We start from the raw sequence: 14,907 nt of genomic DNA, 5'->3' as shown, positions 1-14,907 counted from the left end.
TGTAAGGAGGCGCGCACGAATTTGGCTCAAGTGCGATTGCCGGGAGTGAAGTGTGAACGCTGTGAGGATGCCGCCTGAGTGGGCTCCGCAAGACTGGATCTGGATCGGCTTTCCGCATCTGGCCGAGGAATGGCCAGGCTATCTGGATGTAGCGCAAGAGCAGATCGCGGCCTTCGCAAGCGCCGTAGCCGAGAGCGGGCAGCAAGTGCGTCTGCTCGTGAGCGATGAAGCGAACGAGGCGCGGGCCCGTTCTCTGGCAAGCGAGGCGGTGACGCTGCAACCGCGCGTTTATGGTGACGTCTGGCTACGCGATACGGGCCCTCTGGTAGTAGAGGGCTCTGATGGGCAGATTGCCGTGCGCTTTGCCTTCAATGGCTGGGGTGAGAAATACCTTATGCCCGGCGATCAGACTATCGGAGAGGCTCTTGCCCGCGATGCAGGGCTCGATGTCATGTCCTCCACCATGATCCTTGAAGGAGGGGCCGTCGATGGTGATGGCACCGGGCTTGCCGCGACGACCGAGCAATGCCTTTTGAACCCCAATCGAAACCCTCATTTGAGGCGCGAACAAATCGAGGCGGAGCTTGAGCAGATGCTGGGCTTTGATCGTTTCTTGTGGCTGGGCGACGGGCTCATCAACGATCACACCGATGGCCATGTCGACAATCTTGCGCGTTTTGTCGGCCCGGGCCGTTTGGTGGTGCCTGAGGCCACCGGCAGCGATGATCCCAATGCAGGCATTTATGCCGATGCAAAGGCGCGCGCTCAGGACTTTGGCGTGGATGTGATCACCATCCCGTCACCCGGCCTGATTACCCGTGATGGTGCGATTGAACCGGCAAGCTATGTCAACTTTGCGATCACGACACATCTCGTGGTCGTTCCGACATTTGGCTCGGCCCATGATGACGCAGGCGTGGAGGCGATCGCAGCGCTTTTCCCGGACCGCGAGACGATAGGTCTTCCTGCTGGCGCCGTCCTGGCCGGCGGAGGCGGATTTCACTGTGCGAGCCAGCAAATGCCCTCATTCAAAGCGTCAAATTAACGCTTCGTTAGCAATTTGGGGCAATTGTGCCGGGCTATGGCTCATGCAATTGCCCTTTCCCGCAGCACCTATGATGTTTTGCGTCTTCGTCAGAGCGAAGCGCTCAGCAGCGTGATCGTTCTTGGCTGCGCGGCTGCGCTGATCCTCGCAGGCCAACCGCTCCCACTTTGATTGCAGGCCGCCTCAAAGCAATTTGACCAGCGCGGCAAGGGCTGCGGCTCCTAGAACCACGCCGACACACGCCCGCCAGACGGGATCGCTGACCTTGCCAAAAGCGAGGCTGCCCACCCAATTCCCCAGCATCACGAGCGGAAATAGCGCAACGCCCAATATGACGATGCGCCATTCAAGTACGCCGATCGCCGCACCCGAACCAATTCCCGCCATCGCCGCGAGGCCAAATATGCCGATCATCGATGCCTTGGCGGTGACGCGCGGAATGTCGCGGCCCACGTAATAGGGCACCACGGGCGGGCCTGGCATGGCAGCGAAGCCTGTAAGCACACCGGCAGAAAGCCCCACCGCCCCAGTCGCAAGCGGTCCCGGCTGTGCGGCACCGCGCTTGGGCAGAAGGATCGCGAAAAAGGCCGAAAGCGCGATGAGCGCGATCAGAAGCCGCGCAAGGTTTTGCGGGGTTGCATCGAGCAGCATCAGCCCCGGAGCCGTTGCCAGCACCACAAGCGCGCCGATCACAAAGGCGCTCCTTTCCGCCTCGCGAAGGATCATGCGGATTTCCGTAAGGGCCAGAAGCCCCGCCATGATGTTGATCGCCAGAACCGCCTGAACGGGGGTCAGGGCAAGCGCGAGTATCGGCACCAGCAGGATGCCAAAGCCAAAGCCGGTCAGCCCACGAATAAAGGCTGCGCCCAAAGTGGCAGCCACCGCAACCGCGATTTGAACCGCACTGAACCCGGCAAGAAATTCCCCAGCGGAGAAGTCCAAACCTTAAGCCTTCAGATCGGGCGCGCTCGCCGCATCGGTGAGCATCGCAATCGCTTCATCCAGCGGCAGGACCTTCTGATCCTTCTCGCCCAATGTGCGGATTGCGACGGTGCCCTCCTCTTCCTCGCGTTTACCCACGATCAGAAGATGCGGGACTTTCGCAAGGGAGTGCTCGCGGATCTTGTAGTTGATCTTCTCATTGCGAAGATCGCTAGAGGCGCGAATGCCCGCGGCTTCGAGCTTCGCAAGCACGTTGCTCGCATAGCCATCCACGTCCGAGACAATCGGCGCAACCACGGCCTGTGTCGGCGCAAGCCACACCGGCAGGCGACCGGCAAAGTGCTCGATCAGGATGCCGATAAAGCGTTCGTAAGACCCAAAGATTGCACGGTGGAGCATCACGGGGCGGTGCTTCTCACCATCCTCGCCGATATAGGTCGCATCAAGGCGATCGGGCAGCACGCGGTCCGACTGGATCGTGCCCACCTGCCAGGTCCGGCCAATCGCATCGGTGAGGTGCCATTCCAGCTTTGGCGCATAGAACGCACCTTCGCCGGGAAGCTCTTCCCATTCGAGGCCATTGGCGGTGAGCGCATCGCGCAATTCCTGCTCTGCCTTGTCCCAATCCGCATCCGATCCAAAGCGTTGTTCGGGTCGAAGGGCGAGCTTGATCTTATAATCAAAGCCAAAGTCGCGGTAGACGCTGTCGGCAAGCGTGATGAAGGCTTGCACCTCTTCGACCACCTGTTCCTCGGTGCAGAAGATATGCGCATCGTCCTGAGTAAACTGACGCACACGCATCAGGCCGTGGAGCGCGCCGTGCGGTTCGTTGCGGTGACAGCAGCCCATCTCGCCCAGACGGATCGGCAGGTCGCGGTAGGACGTGATCCCCTGTTTAAACACCAGAACGTGCGCAGGGCAGTTCATCGGCTTTAGCGCCATCCACTCCGCGTCCTTGGAGACGATGTCGCCCTCATCCTCGGTGTTCGGCACTTCGTCCGGGATCACGAACATATTCTCGCGGTACTTGCCCCAGTGGCCAGACTGCTCCCATTGGCGCGCATCCATCACTTGCGGGGTCTTGATCTCGCGGTAGCCGGACCCGTCCATCTTGCGGCGCATATAGGCCTCAAGCTCGCGCCAAATGCGATAGCCTTTGGGGTGCCAGAACACGCTTCCATGCGCTTCTTCCTGAAGGTGGAAGAGATCCATCTCGCGGCCAAGCTTGCGGTGATCGCGAAGCTGCGCTTCTTCGAGGCGGTGAAGGTGCGCTTTCAGCTGCTTTTTATTGAGCCATGCGGTGCCGTAGATGCGCGTCAATTGCGCATTCTTCTGGTCGCCGCGCCAGTAAGCGCCGGCGGTGCGCATCAGCTTGAAGGCTTGCGGATCGAGTTTACCGGTCGAGGCCAAGTGCGGCCCCCGGCACATATCGAGCCATGCGCCCTCGCTGCCGGGTTCACCCGACCAATAGACGGTGAGGTCTTCGCCTTCTGGCAGTTCCTTCGCCCACTCGGCCTTGAAGGTCTCGCCCTCGGCTTGCCATTTTGCGATGAGGTCATCGCGCGACCACACTTCGCGCACCAGAGGCTTGTCCGCCTTGATGATCTCGCGCATCTTCTCTTCGATCACGGGAAGGTCCTCAAGGCCGAAAGGCTCGCGGCTTTCAGGCGCCATTACGTCGTAATAGAAGCCATCATCGGTCGCAGGGCCGAAGGTGATCTGCGTGCCCGGCCACAAGGCTTGCACCGCTTCGGCAAGGACGTGGGCAAAGTCGTGGCGCACCAGTTCCAGCGCGTCCTCTTCGTCTTTCGCGGTGATCAGGGCAAGCTGGGCGTCGCCATCAAACGGGCGGCCAATATCGCGCACTTCACCGTCCACCCGCGCCGCCAGCGCCGCTTTCGCAAGGCCGGGACCAATCGCGGCCGCCACATCATAGGGCGTCGCGCCGGGCTCCATCTCGCGCACTGAGCCGTCGGGAAGGCTGATCTTCAAAAGTTCGGTCATCGTCAATTCCGTGTCGTTTGGCGCGCTTTAGGGCATGAAGTCGCGCGCGCAAAGAGCGGTGTTCGGGTTTGAACCGATTTGAGGGAAGACACCGCGCCGCCCTCAAACCGGGCGGCGGTATCGCTGGCTCAGACCAACAGCAACCGCCCCCGGCTATCCGTGGGTGTTGTGGTTGTGGTCGTGGTGAGCAGAAGTGCCATGCCGGTTCAGATAGGGCGGTTACGTTAACAAGTCACCCCTTTGGTTGATGAAACACTCTCGCACAGGGAAATGTCGGTTTCCATAATGGAAAGCACGCTTGACAAATGGCCGACTCGATGTCAAACACCCTTTCCATAGACGAAAGGATACTTGACCATGACCACCGTTCAAAAAGCCATGCTGTGGGCCGCTGCGATCCTTGTCGCTGCCTATTCTTCCACCGAAATGGGGTTCAGCACCGAAGCCAGCTTTGGCCTCACCATGGGGCTCGTGGGCGCGGCCTGGGCATCGATCGAGACGGGTCGCCGCCGTTCGCGCGCCAAGGCCTGCAATTAATGGGCAGCCCCAAAAATCCTGCGGTCAAACGATACATCGTGCGGGTGGCGACGCTCATGACGCTCTATCTGGTGGTTTTGTTCACGGCCAAATGGACGTTTGAAAACGCGCAGGTCGAGGGGCCGCTTGCCTATGCGCTTGCCATTGCGCCCGCGCTGCCGCTGATCGGGGTGTTCTGGGCAGTCATGCGCTATCTCACCGAGGAGAGCGACGAATATCTGAGGATGCTGGTCGTGCGCCAATGCCTGTTCGCGACCGGCTTTTGCCTGACCATCGTCACCATCTGGCAGTGGCTGCAGAACTTCGATCTTGCCCCCGCGAGTAACGGCGGCTTTGGCGCTGCGTTTTTCTGGTTCATCGGCCTTGGATTTGGCGCGCTTTATAACAAGCTCACGCTTGGCGACTGGGGGAACCTCTGGTGAAGAACCGCCTTAAAGTTCTGCGCGCGATGCGTGACTGGAGCCAGGCCGATCTGGCCGACCGCCTCGGCGTCTCGCGCCAGAGCGTCAATGCGATTGAAAAGGGCCGCTATGACCCATCGCTCCCGCTGGCCTTTGCGATTGCCGATGTGTTTGAACTGACGATTGAAGAGATTTTCGAAAGAGACGCATAAGGCGAGGCAGGCGAGCCGTCGCAGATGCACCTTGCCCCACCAAACCCAAACAAAAAGGGGCGACACGCTGGTGCCGCCCCTTGTTCGTTATCTGTGTTTGCGTGAGCTCTTACGATGCCCCCACTACGAAACTCCTGCCGGAACTGGCTGCGCTGCAATCGCTGCTGCGCCATTAGGGCGGGTTTGCGCCGGATCGACGTCGGCTTGCTCGTTTGCTGTCTTGGCTTCGGACTTCGACGCCTTGCGCTTGTCATACATCCGCTTGGCGACATAGCCGCCTGCGCCCATGACGATCATAGCCGGAATGCTCACCCGGCTGATCACAAACGGGACAGCGGCCCCGATCATGGCGCCGGTCGTGCTGTTCGACCCCGTCACTTTCTTCGCGATAGTACTGCCGATCTTGGCTCCGATAATCTTGTTAAGCATTTCGTGTCTCCTTTGCCTAACCTACAATGGAAACACGCAATTGGTTCCATTATCCGCCCAGTCGCCGCTCGCCTTTCAGGGTGGTAAGAGACTTTGTTCCGACAAGCTGAGCCGAACGGCTCTTCGTGCTGGCGGTAAAGCGCCATTCGCTGGTTGCGGCCTGCGGCGTCATTTCGATCACCATATACCCGCGCTGCGATGTGTCGGCCCATTTCAATTCCTTATTCGCGCCGACCAGCGCCCCTTCGAGGACCGCGGGCGGAACAGAGGAAAGGTAGCTTTCAAATCCGGGCGAGCTGACCGAGGAAGTGCCGAACTCAACACCCACGCTCGCGCCTTCGTGCGCCAGGTCAAATGCCCAGGCATTGTGCGTGTCACCGGCGAGCACGACGAGGTTGGCATTGGCTTTTTGTGCAGCTTCAAACACGCGGGCGCGCGCTGCGGGATAGCCATCCCAGGCATCCATGTTGAGCGGAACGCCCGCCTCTGCCGCCATGGCTGCCGCGGTAAGGCGCGCTCTGGCAAAGTCAGGCACATCATCGCCGAGCAAGCCCGCAATCCCTTTTGGCGCGGAGAGTTTCCCGATCAACACCTGCTGGACCAGAACCTGCCATGTGGCGCCGCGCGCGGTTGATTTGCCAAGTTCTCTTGCGAGCCATGCCTCTTGCGCAGGGCCGAGCAATTGGCGGTCCGGGTTGATGTATTCGCTGGTCCGGAATTCGGTGAGAGCTTCGACCATCGCCTCGGGGCTATCCTTGCCAGCGATAATGCCGCCATGGCTGAATTGTTCATCGCGCCCCTCAAGCCGGGTGTCGATCCGCATCAAGGTTGCCAGATCCCCCACATCGTAAGCGGCATACGGCTCATCCGACACCGGCATCCATTCGCGATAGACGCGCTTGGCAATCGCCTTGCGCACTTCCCAGTCGCCCTCGGTTTCGGGCTGGTGGTTCTGCGCGCCGTCCTTGTAACTGTCATTGGTGCTTTCGTGATCGTCCCACACCGCGATCATGGGCAGCACCTGATGAAGCCGCTGCAAATCGGGGTCAGCGCGGTAGGAGGCATAGCGCAGGCGATAATCGGCAAGCGCGACAATCTCCGTGCCCGGAGCAACGCTGCGCTCGGGATGGCGCTGATCCTTGGAAGGATAGGTGTCGCCGCCGTATTCGTAGATATAATCGCCAAGATGCACCGCGATATCGACATCGTTTGCCTCGGCTGCGTGAGCATAGGCGTTGAAATAGCCAAAGCCGAAATTGGCGCAGGAGAAAACCGCCATGCGAAATCTGGGGGTCGGGCCGGTGGGCAATGTGCGCGTGCGGCCGATCGGCGAGGTCGCGCCAGAAGGTGCGGCAAAACGATAGAAATACCAGCGGTCAGGCGAGAGGCCCGAAGCGGTGGCCTTGGCGCAATAGTCACGGCCAGCAGACGCTTCGACCTCGCCGCTTGCCACGAGATCGGTAAAGTCCTGCGTTTCGCTTACCTGCCATTGGAGAGTGGTTGCCTCATCCCCGACAAAGCGCGTCCACAAAAGCACGCTGTTTGCGCCCGGTTCACCGCTCGCAACGCTGTGGGTGAAGCCTTTGCCATGGCTGTGCGCGACCGAAGGCGTCGCGGCAGCTGCGGCCGAAGCCCCGGCGAGGGCGAAAATACCGCGGCGGGTGACCGCTGGCGATACCGGGTGCGTTGCGGCGGGTGAGCCGCCTGATCTTGATGGTTTGGTCATAGTGGCTCTCTCCTGTGCTGATCTTACGGGTCAGCTTTATGACAACACTTGCACCAAGTGTGCTTGTGTGGGCAAGAAAAGCGCCATGAGCGAAATACGATTTCACGAAATGGGCGATGGGAGGCGGATCGCCTTTCGCCACCATGAAGGTGCAGGCCCCACCCTCGTTTTCCTCCCCGGCTATATGTCCGATATGGCAGGCGGCAAGGCGACAGCGATCTTTGACGCGGCCATGGCCCGGGGGCGCTCGTGTCTCCTGCTCGATTATTCGGGCTGCGGGGCAAGTTCGGGCGACTTTGCCGATGGCAAATTGTCGCGCTGGCGCGACGAAGTCATGGCGCTGATCGACGCTTACGTCGAAGGGCGCGTGCTGATGGTCGGCTCGTCGATGGGCGGGTGGCTGATGCTGCTCGTGGGCGAGGCATTGGGCGAGAGGCTCGCTGGCGTCATCGGCATCGCCTCGGCCCCCGATTTCACCGTCTGGGGCTTTGGCGAAGACAAGCGCGACAAGCTGATCGCAGGCGAAGTTGTGCTTGAAGAGAACCCCTATGGTCCCGAACCAACGCCCACGTATCCCGGCTTTTACGCCGATGCGCAGGAGCATTTGCGGTTATTGAGCGAGATCGGGATTGATGCCCCTGTCCGCCTCCTTCACGGACAGCGCGATGACGACGTGCCCTGGGCGATTTCGATCAAACTCGCCGCGGCGCTTCGTTCGGACGATGTACAGGTGACCCTTGTTAAGGACGGCGACCACCGCCTCTCGCGCGAGGCTGACATCGCTCAGCTTCTGGCGCAGGTGGACAGCTTTTACTGACGGAAAAACAAACCCTTGGACTTGATCTCCCCCATCCTGCTTTCGCTTGCCCTTCAGGTCGGCCCCAACCCGCATATCGGCAATGACATGGGCCCGCCGGACGAGTTGGTGAACCGCCCTGAACGCAACCCGCGCGACAATCCGCTTGAACGCGGGGTCGAGGACAATCCCGACACGGTGTGGCTTGCCAAATGCCTTGCGTTCCTGCCCGGCGAGGCCGCGCGCGCGCACACTTTGGCGCAGGTTCGCCGCAATGAAACCTTTGGCCGCCAGCGCATCCTTGCCAACCATTGTCTTGGCCTTGCTGCAACCGAGCTTGGCCTGTGGGGCGATGCGCGAGCTGCCTTTGCCGCGGCGCGAGACGAGGTCCCCGATGACGAACCGCGCACCAAGGCGCGCTTTGGCGCGATGGCAGGCAATGCCGCTGTTGCCGATAGCGACCCCGAAGGCGCGCTGGCGATCCTCACCACCGCCAAAGCCCACGCCAAGGCCTCCGCGTCGGCGCCCATGCAGGCTATCGTTGCAAGCGATCTTGCGCGGGTTCTGGTGACGCTCGAACGGCCTGAAGAGGCGCTCGCCGAGCTTGAGCTGTCGGCGCAGTTGGCGCCCGGGGAAGCCGCCACATGGCTGCTCAAGGCGACCCTGTTGCGCAGGCTCGAACGTCTGGACGAAGCGCAGGCCGCGATCGAACAGGCCAGCGAACTTGCTGCCGTGAACGCCGATATGAGCGCGCCCATCGGGCTTGAGGCGGGCGTGATCGCCGTGCTGTCGGGCCGCGAGGATGCGGCTCGGACAAGCTGGCAATCGGTGATCGACACCGCTCCCCAATCTCCGGAGGCCTTGACCGCGCAAGGCTATCTGGCGCAGCTTGAACCTGCTTGAAGGAGGCCAAATGACTGACTTTTCAGTGCTCGACCTTGTCCCGGTGCGCCAAGGCGGAACCGTGGCCGAAGCGCTCGGCAATGCGACCCGGCTTGCCGCCCATGCAGAGGCGATCGGGTGCAAACGTTTCTGGGTTGCCGAACATCACACCATGGAAGGCATTGCGGGGGGCGCAACATCGGTGGTGCTCGCGCACATCGGCAATGCGACAAACACCATCCGCATCGGCTCCGGCGGCATCATGCTGCCCAATCACACCCCGTTCCAGATCGCCGAACAATTCGGCACGCTCGACGCGCTTTTCCCGGGCCGCATTGACCTGGGGCTTGGCCGCGCGCCCGGCGCAGGGCCCGAATTGCAGCGCGCACTTCGCAAGGATCTGCACAAGGCGTCTGAATATTTCCCGCAGGACGTGGTTGAGTTGCGCGCGCTTCTGACAGGCGATGTCGATCTGCCCATCACCGCAACGCCCGGCCTTGGCTCCAATGTCGAGTTCTGGATGCTCGGCTCCAGCCTGTTTGGCGCGCAGCTCGCCGCACGGCTCGGCATGCCCTACGCCTTTGCCGCGCACTTTGCGCCCGACCACCTCGACAGCGCGCTCGAAGTCTATCGCCGCGACTTTCAGCCTTCGGACGCGCTCGAAAAACCGCACGTCATGGTCGCGATGAACGTCTTTGCCGCCGACACCGACGAAAACGCGCAAACCCTCGCCTCCAGCCAGCAGCAAAGCTTCGTCGCGCTGCGCTCGGGCACTCCGGGCAAGCTGAAGCCGCCGATCGAGGATTACACCGCGACCCTTCCCGCCCCGCACCGCGCCATGCTTTCCCATCTGGAACAGGCCGCAGCCGTGGGAACCCCTGCCAAGGTCGCCGATACAATCGAGGCGTTTATCAAGCGCACGGGCGCGGATGAGATTATCCTGTGCGGCGCAACCTATGATCCGGCGGCGCGTCTTCGCTCGCTCGAACTCACCCTCGAGGCCTGTCAAACGGTCGCCGCCTGACCATCATCTGGCTGGCACGCCCGCGCAAGGCGATTACCCTTGCAAGTGCAAGTGACAGACCTGTATTAGCGAGCATCATAGAAAAAGCGCGGCGAAAGATAATTTCAACGAGTCCGCCGGCGCTGATCGAGCTTGAGAGAGGAGCCGCTCGACCATGAGTGCAACTAGCGATCTTTCACCCGCCAAAGCCAAAGCCTTGCGCAAGGCCCTCGCCGAAGAGCTGGCCGCATCGACCCTCTGGGGCGAGAACGGCCTTGCCGAAGAGGCGGTCGAAAGCGTGGCGAGTTTCCTCCTCGAAGCAGCGCAGCAGCGCCGCCCTTCGCGCTCTGCCCTGACGCACGAATCCGATACGGCCGAGCGGCGTTTTCGCATTGCGATCATCAACGACGATATGCCGTTCCTGGTCGATTCCATCGCCGCGACATTCACCGCGCAAGGGCTTGGTATCGAGCAATTGCTCCACCCTATCATCCCCATTGCGCGCGATGACGACGGCCTCATCACAGCGATTGGTGAGGGCGCACAGGATGCGAGCAAGGAATCGCTCATCTACATCGAAACGCGGCGCGTCGATGCGCGCCAGCGCAAGGCGCTTCTCGCTGCCCTTCGCCAGACACTCGGCGATGTGCGCGCAAGCGTTACGGATTGGCCAAAGCTTCTTGGTGCGATGCAGGAAAGCGCCGGGCTGCTTGGCGCAAGCGACAGCGGGCAGCTGCTCGAATGGCTGGAAAGCGGTATGCTGACCCAGCTTGGCCACGTGGTCCGCAGCCGTTCGGGCGAAGTAAGCAACGCGCTGGGCATTTGCCGCAAGAGCGCGGGCGCAATCCTTGCCGATGCCTCTTACGAGCGCGCCTTTGAATATTTCGAAAGCGGCAAGACCACGCGCGATCTGCTGGCGGTCAAGGCCAACCAACATTCCAACGTCCACCGCCGCGTGCCGCTTGATGTATTCCTCGTACCGGTTCGAGAGGGCAAGAAAGTCACCGCGCTGAACGTTCATGCAGGCGTATGGACAAGCGCGGCGCTGGCCGCCCCGCCCTCCAGCGTGCCAGTGCTGCACGACACGCTGGCGCATATGACGAACAGCATGGGGTTCGACCCGGAAGGCCACGCCGGTAAAGGGCTGGCGCATGCTTTCACCGCGCTTCCGAACGATCTGCTTGTATCGTTTGAGCGCGAAGATGTCGCCCGCCTTGTAAAGGCGATGATGAGCCTTGGCGACCGACCTCGCCCGCGCGTCGTGCTGGTCAAATCGCCGCTCGCGCGCCACGTCTTTGCCTTTGTCTGGTTGCCGCGCGACAATCTGTCGACACAGGTGCGCCTGCAAATTCAGGAACTCCTCACCGGATCGACCGGCCTCGATATGCTCAGCTGGAGCATCGACATGGACCAGAGCCCGGTTGCGCGGCTGCAATTCCTGCTCGATTCGCGTTCGATCGCCAAAATGCCCGATGCAAAAGCCATCGAAGCGCAATTGGCAGAGCTGCTCAGGGGCTGGGGCGAAGCGGTCGAAAACGAGCTTGCCAAAACGCACGAAGGCTCGCGCGTGGCGGCCATCACTCAACGCTATGCCGAAGGTTTCCCTGCCGGATACCGCCTGCGTTATGGTCCCGGCGAAGCCGCGCTCGACATCGCGCAAATCCACGCCATCGCCAGCAGCGACACGCCCGAGGCGCGCAGCTGCCGTATCTACAAACTCGACAATGACACGCGCGGCGATCTGCGGCTCAAGATTTATCACGTAAGCGGGCGCGTCGCGCTTTCCGATGCTGTCCCGGTGCTCGAAAACTTCGGTTTTCGCGTGCTGTCAGAGGTTCCAACGCGCCTCGATGAAGCGCGGCTTGGTACGATCCACGAATACACGCTGGTCGCGCCAGAAGGCGCCGATCTTCCGGCGCTCTTGGACCGGGCCGAAGCGATTGAGAGCGCGATTGCCGAAGTGCTCAATGGCCAATCGGAAAACGATCCGTTCAACCGGCTCGTCGTGACCAACGCGCTGAGCGCACACCAGACCGTGTGGCTGCGCGCGATTTATCGCTACCTGCGCCAGACGGGGATCAATTTCACCATCTATCCGGTGGTCGATGCGCTTGAGCGGGCGGCCGATGTGACAGCGGCGATGATCGCCCTTTTCGCCAGCCGGCATGACCCCGATTTCGACGTCGGTTCCAGCGAGTCGCGCGAGGCCGCAATCGAGGCGGCGCACAGCCAGTTCCAGCGCGGGCTTGGCAAAGTGTCCGCGATCAATGACGACCGGCTTTTGCGCCTCTACCGCGCGGTGATCGACGCAACGCTTCGCACCAATGCCTTTGCCCCTGCCGCCGAAGAAGCCTTGGCCTTCAAGATCCAGTCGGACGCTATTCCCGGCCTGCCAAAGCCCGTGCCGTGGCGCGAGATTTTCGTCTATTCAAGGCGGGTCGAGGGGATTCACCTTCGCTCGGGCGCAGTGGCGCGCGGCGGGCTTCGCTGGTCGGACAGGCGCGATGATTACCGCACCGAAGTTCTGGGCCTGATGAAAGCGCAAAAGGTAAAGAACGCCGTGATCGTGCCGTCGGGCGCAAAAGGCGGTTTCTATCCCAAGGAGCTTCCCTCCCCTGCGGTTGACCGCGATGCGTGGTTCAACGAGGGGCGCGAAAGCTACAAGGTCTTTATCCGCACGCTTTTGTCGGTCACCGACAACATCGTGAACGGCAAGGTCGTCCACCCCAAGGGCGTGCGCGTGCACGATGGCGAAGACCCCTATTTCGTGGTTGCCGCCGACAAAGGCACCGCCACCTTCTCCGACACTGCCAACGGGATCGCTGAGGAGGCCGGCTTCTGGCTCGACGATGCTTTTGCAAGCGGCGGTTCGAACGGATACGATCACAAGGCAATGGGCATCACCGCCAAGGGCGCCTGGGTCAGCGTTCAGCGTCACTTCCTCGAGCAAGGCGTCGACGTTCAAAAAGACACCATTCGCGTTGCGGGCTGCGGCGATATGTCGGGCGATGTGTTTGGCAACGGGATGCTTTTGTCAAAAGCCATCCAGCTTGTCGCCGCATTCGACCACCGCAATATCTTCATCGACCCCAACCCCGATCCGGCCAAAAGCTGGAAAGAGCGAAAGCGCCTGTTCGATCTCCCGCGCTCCAGCTGGGAAGATTACGATGCCAAGCTGATCTCGAAGGGCGGCGGGATTTATTCGCGAAGCTCGAAAAGCATCAAGCTGACGAAGACCGCGCAGGATATGCTGGGCCTCGACACCCAGGAAATCGGGCCCGACGCGCTGATCTCCGCTATTCTGAGAGCACAGGTTGACCTGTTGTGGTTCGGCGGGATCGGCACCTACATCAAGGCGCCGAGCGAGAACCACGTCGAGGTGGGTGATCCGGGCAATGATCGCCTGCGCGTCGATGCAGACGAGGTGGGCGCCAAAGTCATTGGCGAAGGCGCGAACCTTGGCATTACGCAGGCAGGGCGGATCGCCTTTGCGCTTAACGGTGGACGCATCAACACCGACTTCATCGACAATTCGGCGGGCGTGGATTGTTCGGACAATGAAGTGAACATCAAGATCGCCCTTGCCGCGGCCACCCGCGACGGCTCGCTTACCACCAAGGCGCGCAACACGCTGCTTGCGAAGATGACCGATGAGGTGGGCGAAATCGTGCTTGAGGACAATCGCCTGCAAGCCCTCGCGCTTTCCATCGCAGAGGCCGGCGGAGCGGGATCGGCTGCCTCTTACGCCCGCCTGATCGAACAATTGGAAGGCATGAACGCGCTTGATCGCCGGACCGAAGGGCTTGGCACAGGCGAAACCTATCTGAGGCGCGCGGCAGATGGAAAAGGGTTTACCCGGCCAGAGCTTGCGGTGCTCCTGTCCTCGTGCAAGCTTGCACTGCAAGATGCAATCGAGGCGAGCGGGCTTCCCGATGATCCGGTGCTGGAAAGCAATCTTATCGCGATGTTCCCCGAACCGATGCAGGACAAGTTTGTTTCCTATATCCGCGACCACCAATTGCGGCGCGAACTGGTGGCGACCGACCTTGCCAACCGCATCGTCAACCGCCTCGGGCTAATCCATGCCTTTGAATTGCCAGAGGAAGAGGGCGTCTCGCTAAGCGATGTCGCGGCCGCCTTTGTGGTGGTGGAGCGGCTCTTTGACCTGAAGCAATTGTGGGCTGACATTGATGCAGCGCCGATGGCGGAAACGGCGCGCATCACCTTGCTCGACCGTTTGGCAGCAGCGGTGGGCAATCTCATGTCGGACGTGCTGCGCAGCACAGGTGGCCGGATCGAGGCAGGCGAAATGGTCGAAACATTGCAGCCGGGCGTAAGCATCCTTCGCGAGCAGCGCGCAGACCTCTTGCAAGGCAGCAGTCTCGACCATTCCGAGGCCCTGCGCGCCGAATTTGCCGCGAGTGGAGCGCCCGGTGATCTGGCAGGCCGCGTGGCTGACCTGTTCGATTTCGATGGCTCTGTGGGCATTGCCAATCTCGCGCTCCAGACCACGATTGCCCCGGCAACGCTGACCCATGCCTTTGCCGATATCGGCACGCGCATCGGGATCGACTGGGCGCAAGGGGTGGCTGCACATATGTCGCCTTCGGACGTGTGGGAACGCCTTCTCGTCGATGGGCTCGCGCGCGATTTCCAGCATATGCGGATCGAATTCCTGCGCCGCCTGACCTCGCGAAAGGCAGGCAGGGACGACCCGCAGGCTGCCATTGCGAAATGGGCTGAGGCCAATGCGCCTGCGATCACCCAGTTCCGCTCCATGCTCGACCGGGCGAAAAATACGCCACCTGTCGCGCCTGCGGCGCTCGCGCAGATTGCGGCCCAGGCGCGCAATCTTCTGGAACGCTAGCGCGCATCGGGCTGCCCATTTGTCTAGGCGCTTGTGACTTGACGAGGGTGGCCTTTTTGGGTG

13 protein-coding genes are annotated in these 14,907 nt (G+C 61.4%); 9 read left to right on the top strand and 4 right to left on the bottom strand.

Translation table 11 applies throughout. The features are described 5' to 3' along the window. Positions 1-67: 67 nt before the first annotated feature. Together MWU38_RS07230 and MWU38_RS14915 are read left to right on the top strand one after the other, a co-directional pair. Entirely contained in the window at positions 68-1,045 is a 978-nt protein-coding gene (locus tag MWU38_RS07230; RefSeq protein ID WP_247271264.1) for an agmatine deiminase family protein, read from the top strand. A gap of 36 nt (positions 1,046-1,081) precedes the next feature. Beyond that, positions 1,082-1,216: a hypothetical protein gene (locus tag MWU38_RS14915; RefSeq protein WP_281494565.1), complete on the top strand. Its 135-nt coding sequence runs from the start codon at positions 1,082-1,084 to the stop codon at positions 1,214-1,216. A 12-nt stretch (positions 1,217-1,228) separates the two neighbouring features. On the opposite strand, the gene MWU38_RS07225 is transcribed toward MWU38_RS14915, so the two are convergent. Together MWU38_RS07225 and thrS are read right to left on the bottom strand one after the other, a co-directional pair. Beyond that, entirely contained in the window at positions 1,229-1,987 is a 759-nt protein-coding gene (locus MWU38_RS07225) for a sulfite exporter TauE/SafE family protein (RefSeq protein WP_247271132.1), read from the bottom strand. Between the two features lie 3 nt (positions 1,988-1,990). Further along, positions 1,991-3,991, bottom strand: a complete 2,001-nt coding sequence (gene thrS, locus MWU38_RS07220; RefSeq protein WP_247271131.1) for a threonine--tRNA ligase — start codon at positions 3,989-3,991, stop codon at positions 1,991-1,993. A 357-nt stretch (positions 3,992-4,348) separates the two neighbouring features. Here thrS and MWU38_RS07215 point away from each other — a divergent pair, with 357 nt between their 5' ends. The 3 genes from MWU38_RS07215 to MWU38_RS07205 are packed head-to-tail and all read left to right on the top strand — an operon-like array spanning position 4,349 to position 5,141. Then, positions 4,349-4,528 (top strand): hypothetical protein, encoded by a 180-nt coding sequence (locus MWU38_RS07215; RefSeq protein WP_247271130.1) that lies wholly within the window; start codon positions 4,349-4,351, stop codon positions 4,526-4,528. Then, the gene (locus MWU38_RS07210; protein ID WP_247271129.1) at positions 4,528-4,950 is read left to right on the top strand and encodes a hypothetical protein; all 423 of its coding nucleotides are present in this window, start codon (positions 4,528-4,530) and stop codon (positions 4,948-4,950) included. Before MWU38_RS07215 ends, MWU38_RS07210 begins: the two co-directional genes overlap by 1 nt. Then, positions 4,947-5,141 carry a helix-turn-helix transcriptional regulator gene (locus tag MWU38_RS07205; protein ID WP_247271128.1) on the top strand — a complete coding sequence of 65 codons (195 nt, stop codon included), beginning with the start codon at positions 4,947-4,949 and terminating at the stop codon, positions 5,139-5,141. The genes MWU38_RS07210 and MWU38_RS07205 overlap by 4 nt, the downstream gene beginning before the upstream one ends. Before the next feature lie 123 nt (positions 5,142-5,264). On the opposite strand, the gene MWU38_RS07200 is transcribed toward MWU38_RS07205, so the two are convergent. Together MWU38_RS07200 and MWU38_RS07195 are read right to left on the bottom strand one after the other, a co-directional pair. After that, positions 5,265-5,570 (bottom strand): hypothetical protein, encoded by a 306-nt coding sequence (locus MWU38_RS07200; protein ID WP_247271127.1) that lies wholly within the window; start codon positions 5,568-5,570, stop codon positions 5,265-5,267. Between the two features lie 49 nt (positions 5,571-5,619). Beyond that, positions 5,620-7,296, bottom strand: a complete 1,677-nt coding sequence (locus MWU38_RS07195; protein WP_247271126.1) for an alkaline phosphatase D family protein — start codon at positions 7,294-7,296, stop codon at positions 5,620-5,622. Positions 7,297-7,381: 85 nt separating this feature from the next. Between MWU38_RS07195 and MWU38_RS07190 the strand changes: the two genes are divergently transcribed. From MWU38_RS07190 to MWU38_RS07175, 4 genes are all read left to right on the top strand, one after another. Continuing rightward, on the top strand, positions 7,382-8,113 hold the full coding sequence (locus MWU38_RS07190; protein ID WP_247271125.1) for an alpha/beta hydrolase: 732 nt from the start codon (positions 7,382-7,384) through the stop codon (positions 8,111-8,113). 15 nt (positions 8,114-8,128) lie between these two features. After that, entirely contained in the window at positions 8,129-8,995 is an 867-nt protein-coding gene (locus MWU38_RS07185; RefSeq protein ID WP_247271124.1) for a hypothetical protein, read from the top strand. 10 nt (positions 8,996-9,005) lie between these two features. Continuing rightward, a complete protein-coding gene (locus MWU38_RS07180) occupies positions 9,006-9,998 on the top strand; it encodes an LLM class flavin-dependent oxidoreductase (RefSeq protein WP_247271123.1) in 993 nt (330 codons plus the stop codon). A gap of 154 nt (positions 9,999-10,152) precedes the next feature. Then, complete coding sequence (locus tag MWU38_RS07175) at positions 10,153-14,844, top strand: NAD-glutamate dehydrogenase domain-containing protein (RefSeq protein WP_247271122.1); 4,692 nt, start codon at positions 10,153-10,155, stop codon at positions 14,842-14,844. Positions 14,845-14,907 lie beyond the last annotated feature (63 nt).

The sequence above is a fragment of the Qipengyuania sp. S6317L1 genome (assembly GCF_023015615.1).
Taxonomy (GTDB): Bacteria; Pseudomonadota; Alphaproteobacteria; order Sphingomonadales; family Sphingomonadaceae; genus Erythrobacter.
This window is presented reverse-complemented; position numbering and strand designations above follow the sequence as displayed.

What these genes read in the sequence shown, in the direction of transcription:
- MWU38_RS07230 (WP_247271264.1), top strand. Translation starts at nt 68, where the DNA reads ATGCCGCCTGAGTGGGCTCCGCAAGACTGGATCTGGATCGGCTTTCCG.
- MWU38_RS14915 (WP_281494565.1), top strand. Translation starts at nt 1,082, where the DNA reads ATGGCTCATGCAATTGCCCTTTCCCGCAGCACCTATGATGTTTTGCGT.
- thrS (WP_247271131.1), bottom strand. Translation starts at nt 3,991, where the DNA reads ATGACCGAACTTTTGAAGATCAGCCTTCCCGACGGCTCAGTGCGCGAG.
- MWU38_RS07215 (WP_247271130.1), top strand. Translation starts at nt 4,349, where the DNA reads ATGACCACCGTTCAAAAAGCCATGCTGTGGGCCGCTGCGATCCTTGTC.
- MWU38_RS07210 (WP_247271129.1), top strand. Translation starts at nt 4,528, where the DNA reads ATGGGCAGCCCCAAAAATCCTGCGGTCAAACGATACATCGTGCGGGTG.
- MWU38_RS07200 (WP_247271127.1), bottom strand. Translation starts at nt 5,570, where the DNA reads ATGCTTAACAAGATTATCGGAGCCAAGATCGGCAGTACTATCGCGAAG.
- MWU38_RS07195 (WP_247271126.1), bottom strand. Translation starts at nt 7,296, where the DNA reads ATGACCAAACCATCAAGATCAGGCGGCTCACCCGCCGCAACGCACCCG.
- MWU38_RS07190 (WP_247271125.1), top strand. Translation starts at nt 7,382, where the DNA reads ATGAGCGAAATACGATTTCACGAAATGGGCGATGGGAGGCGGATCGCC.
- MWU38_RS07180 (WP_247271123.1), top strand. Translation starts at nt 9,006, where the DNA reads ATGACTGACTTTTCAGTGCTCGACCTTGTCCCGGTGCGCCAAGGCGGA.
- MWU38_RS07175 (WP_247271122.1), top strand. Translation starts at nt 10,153, where the DNA reads ATGAGTGCAACTAGCGATCTTTCACCCGCCAAAGCCAAAGCCTTGCGC.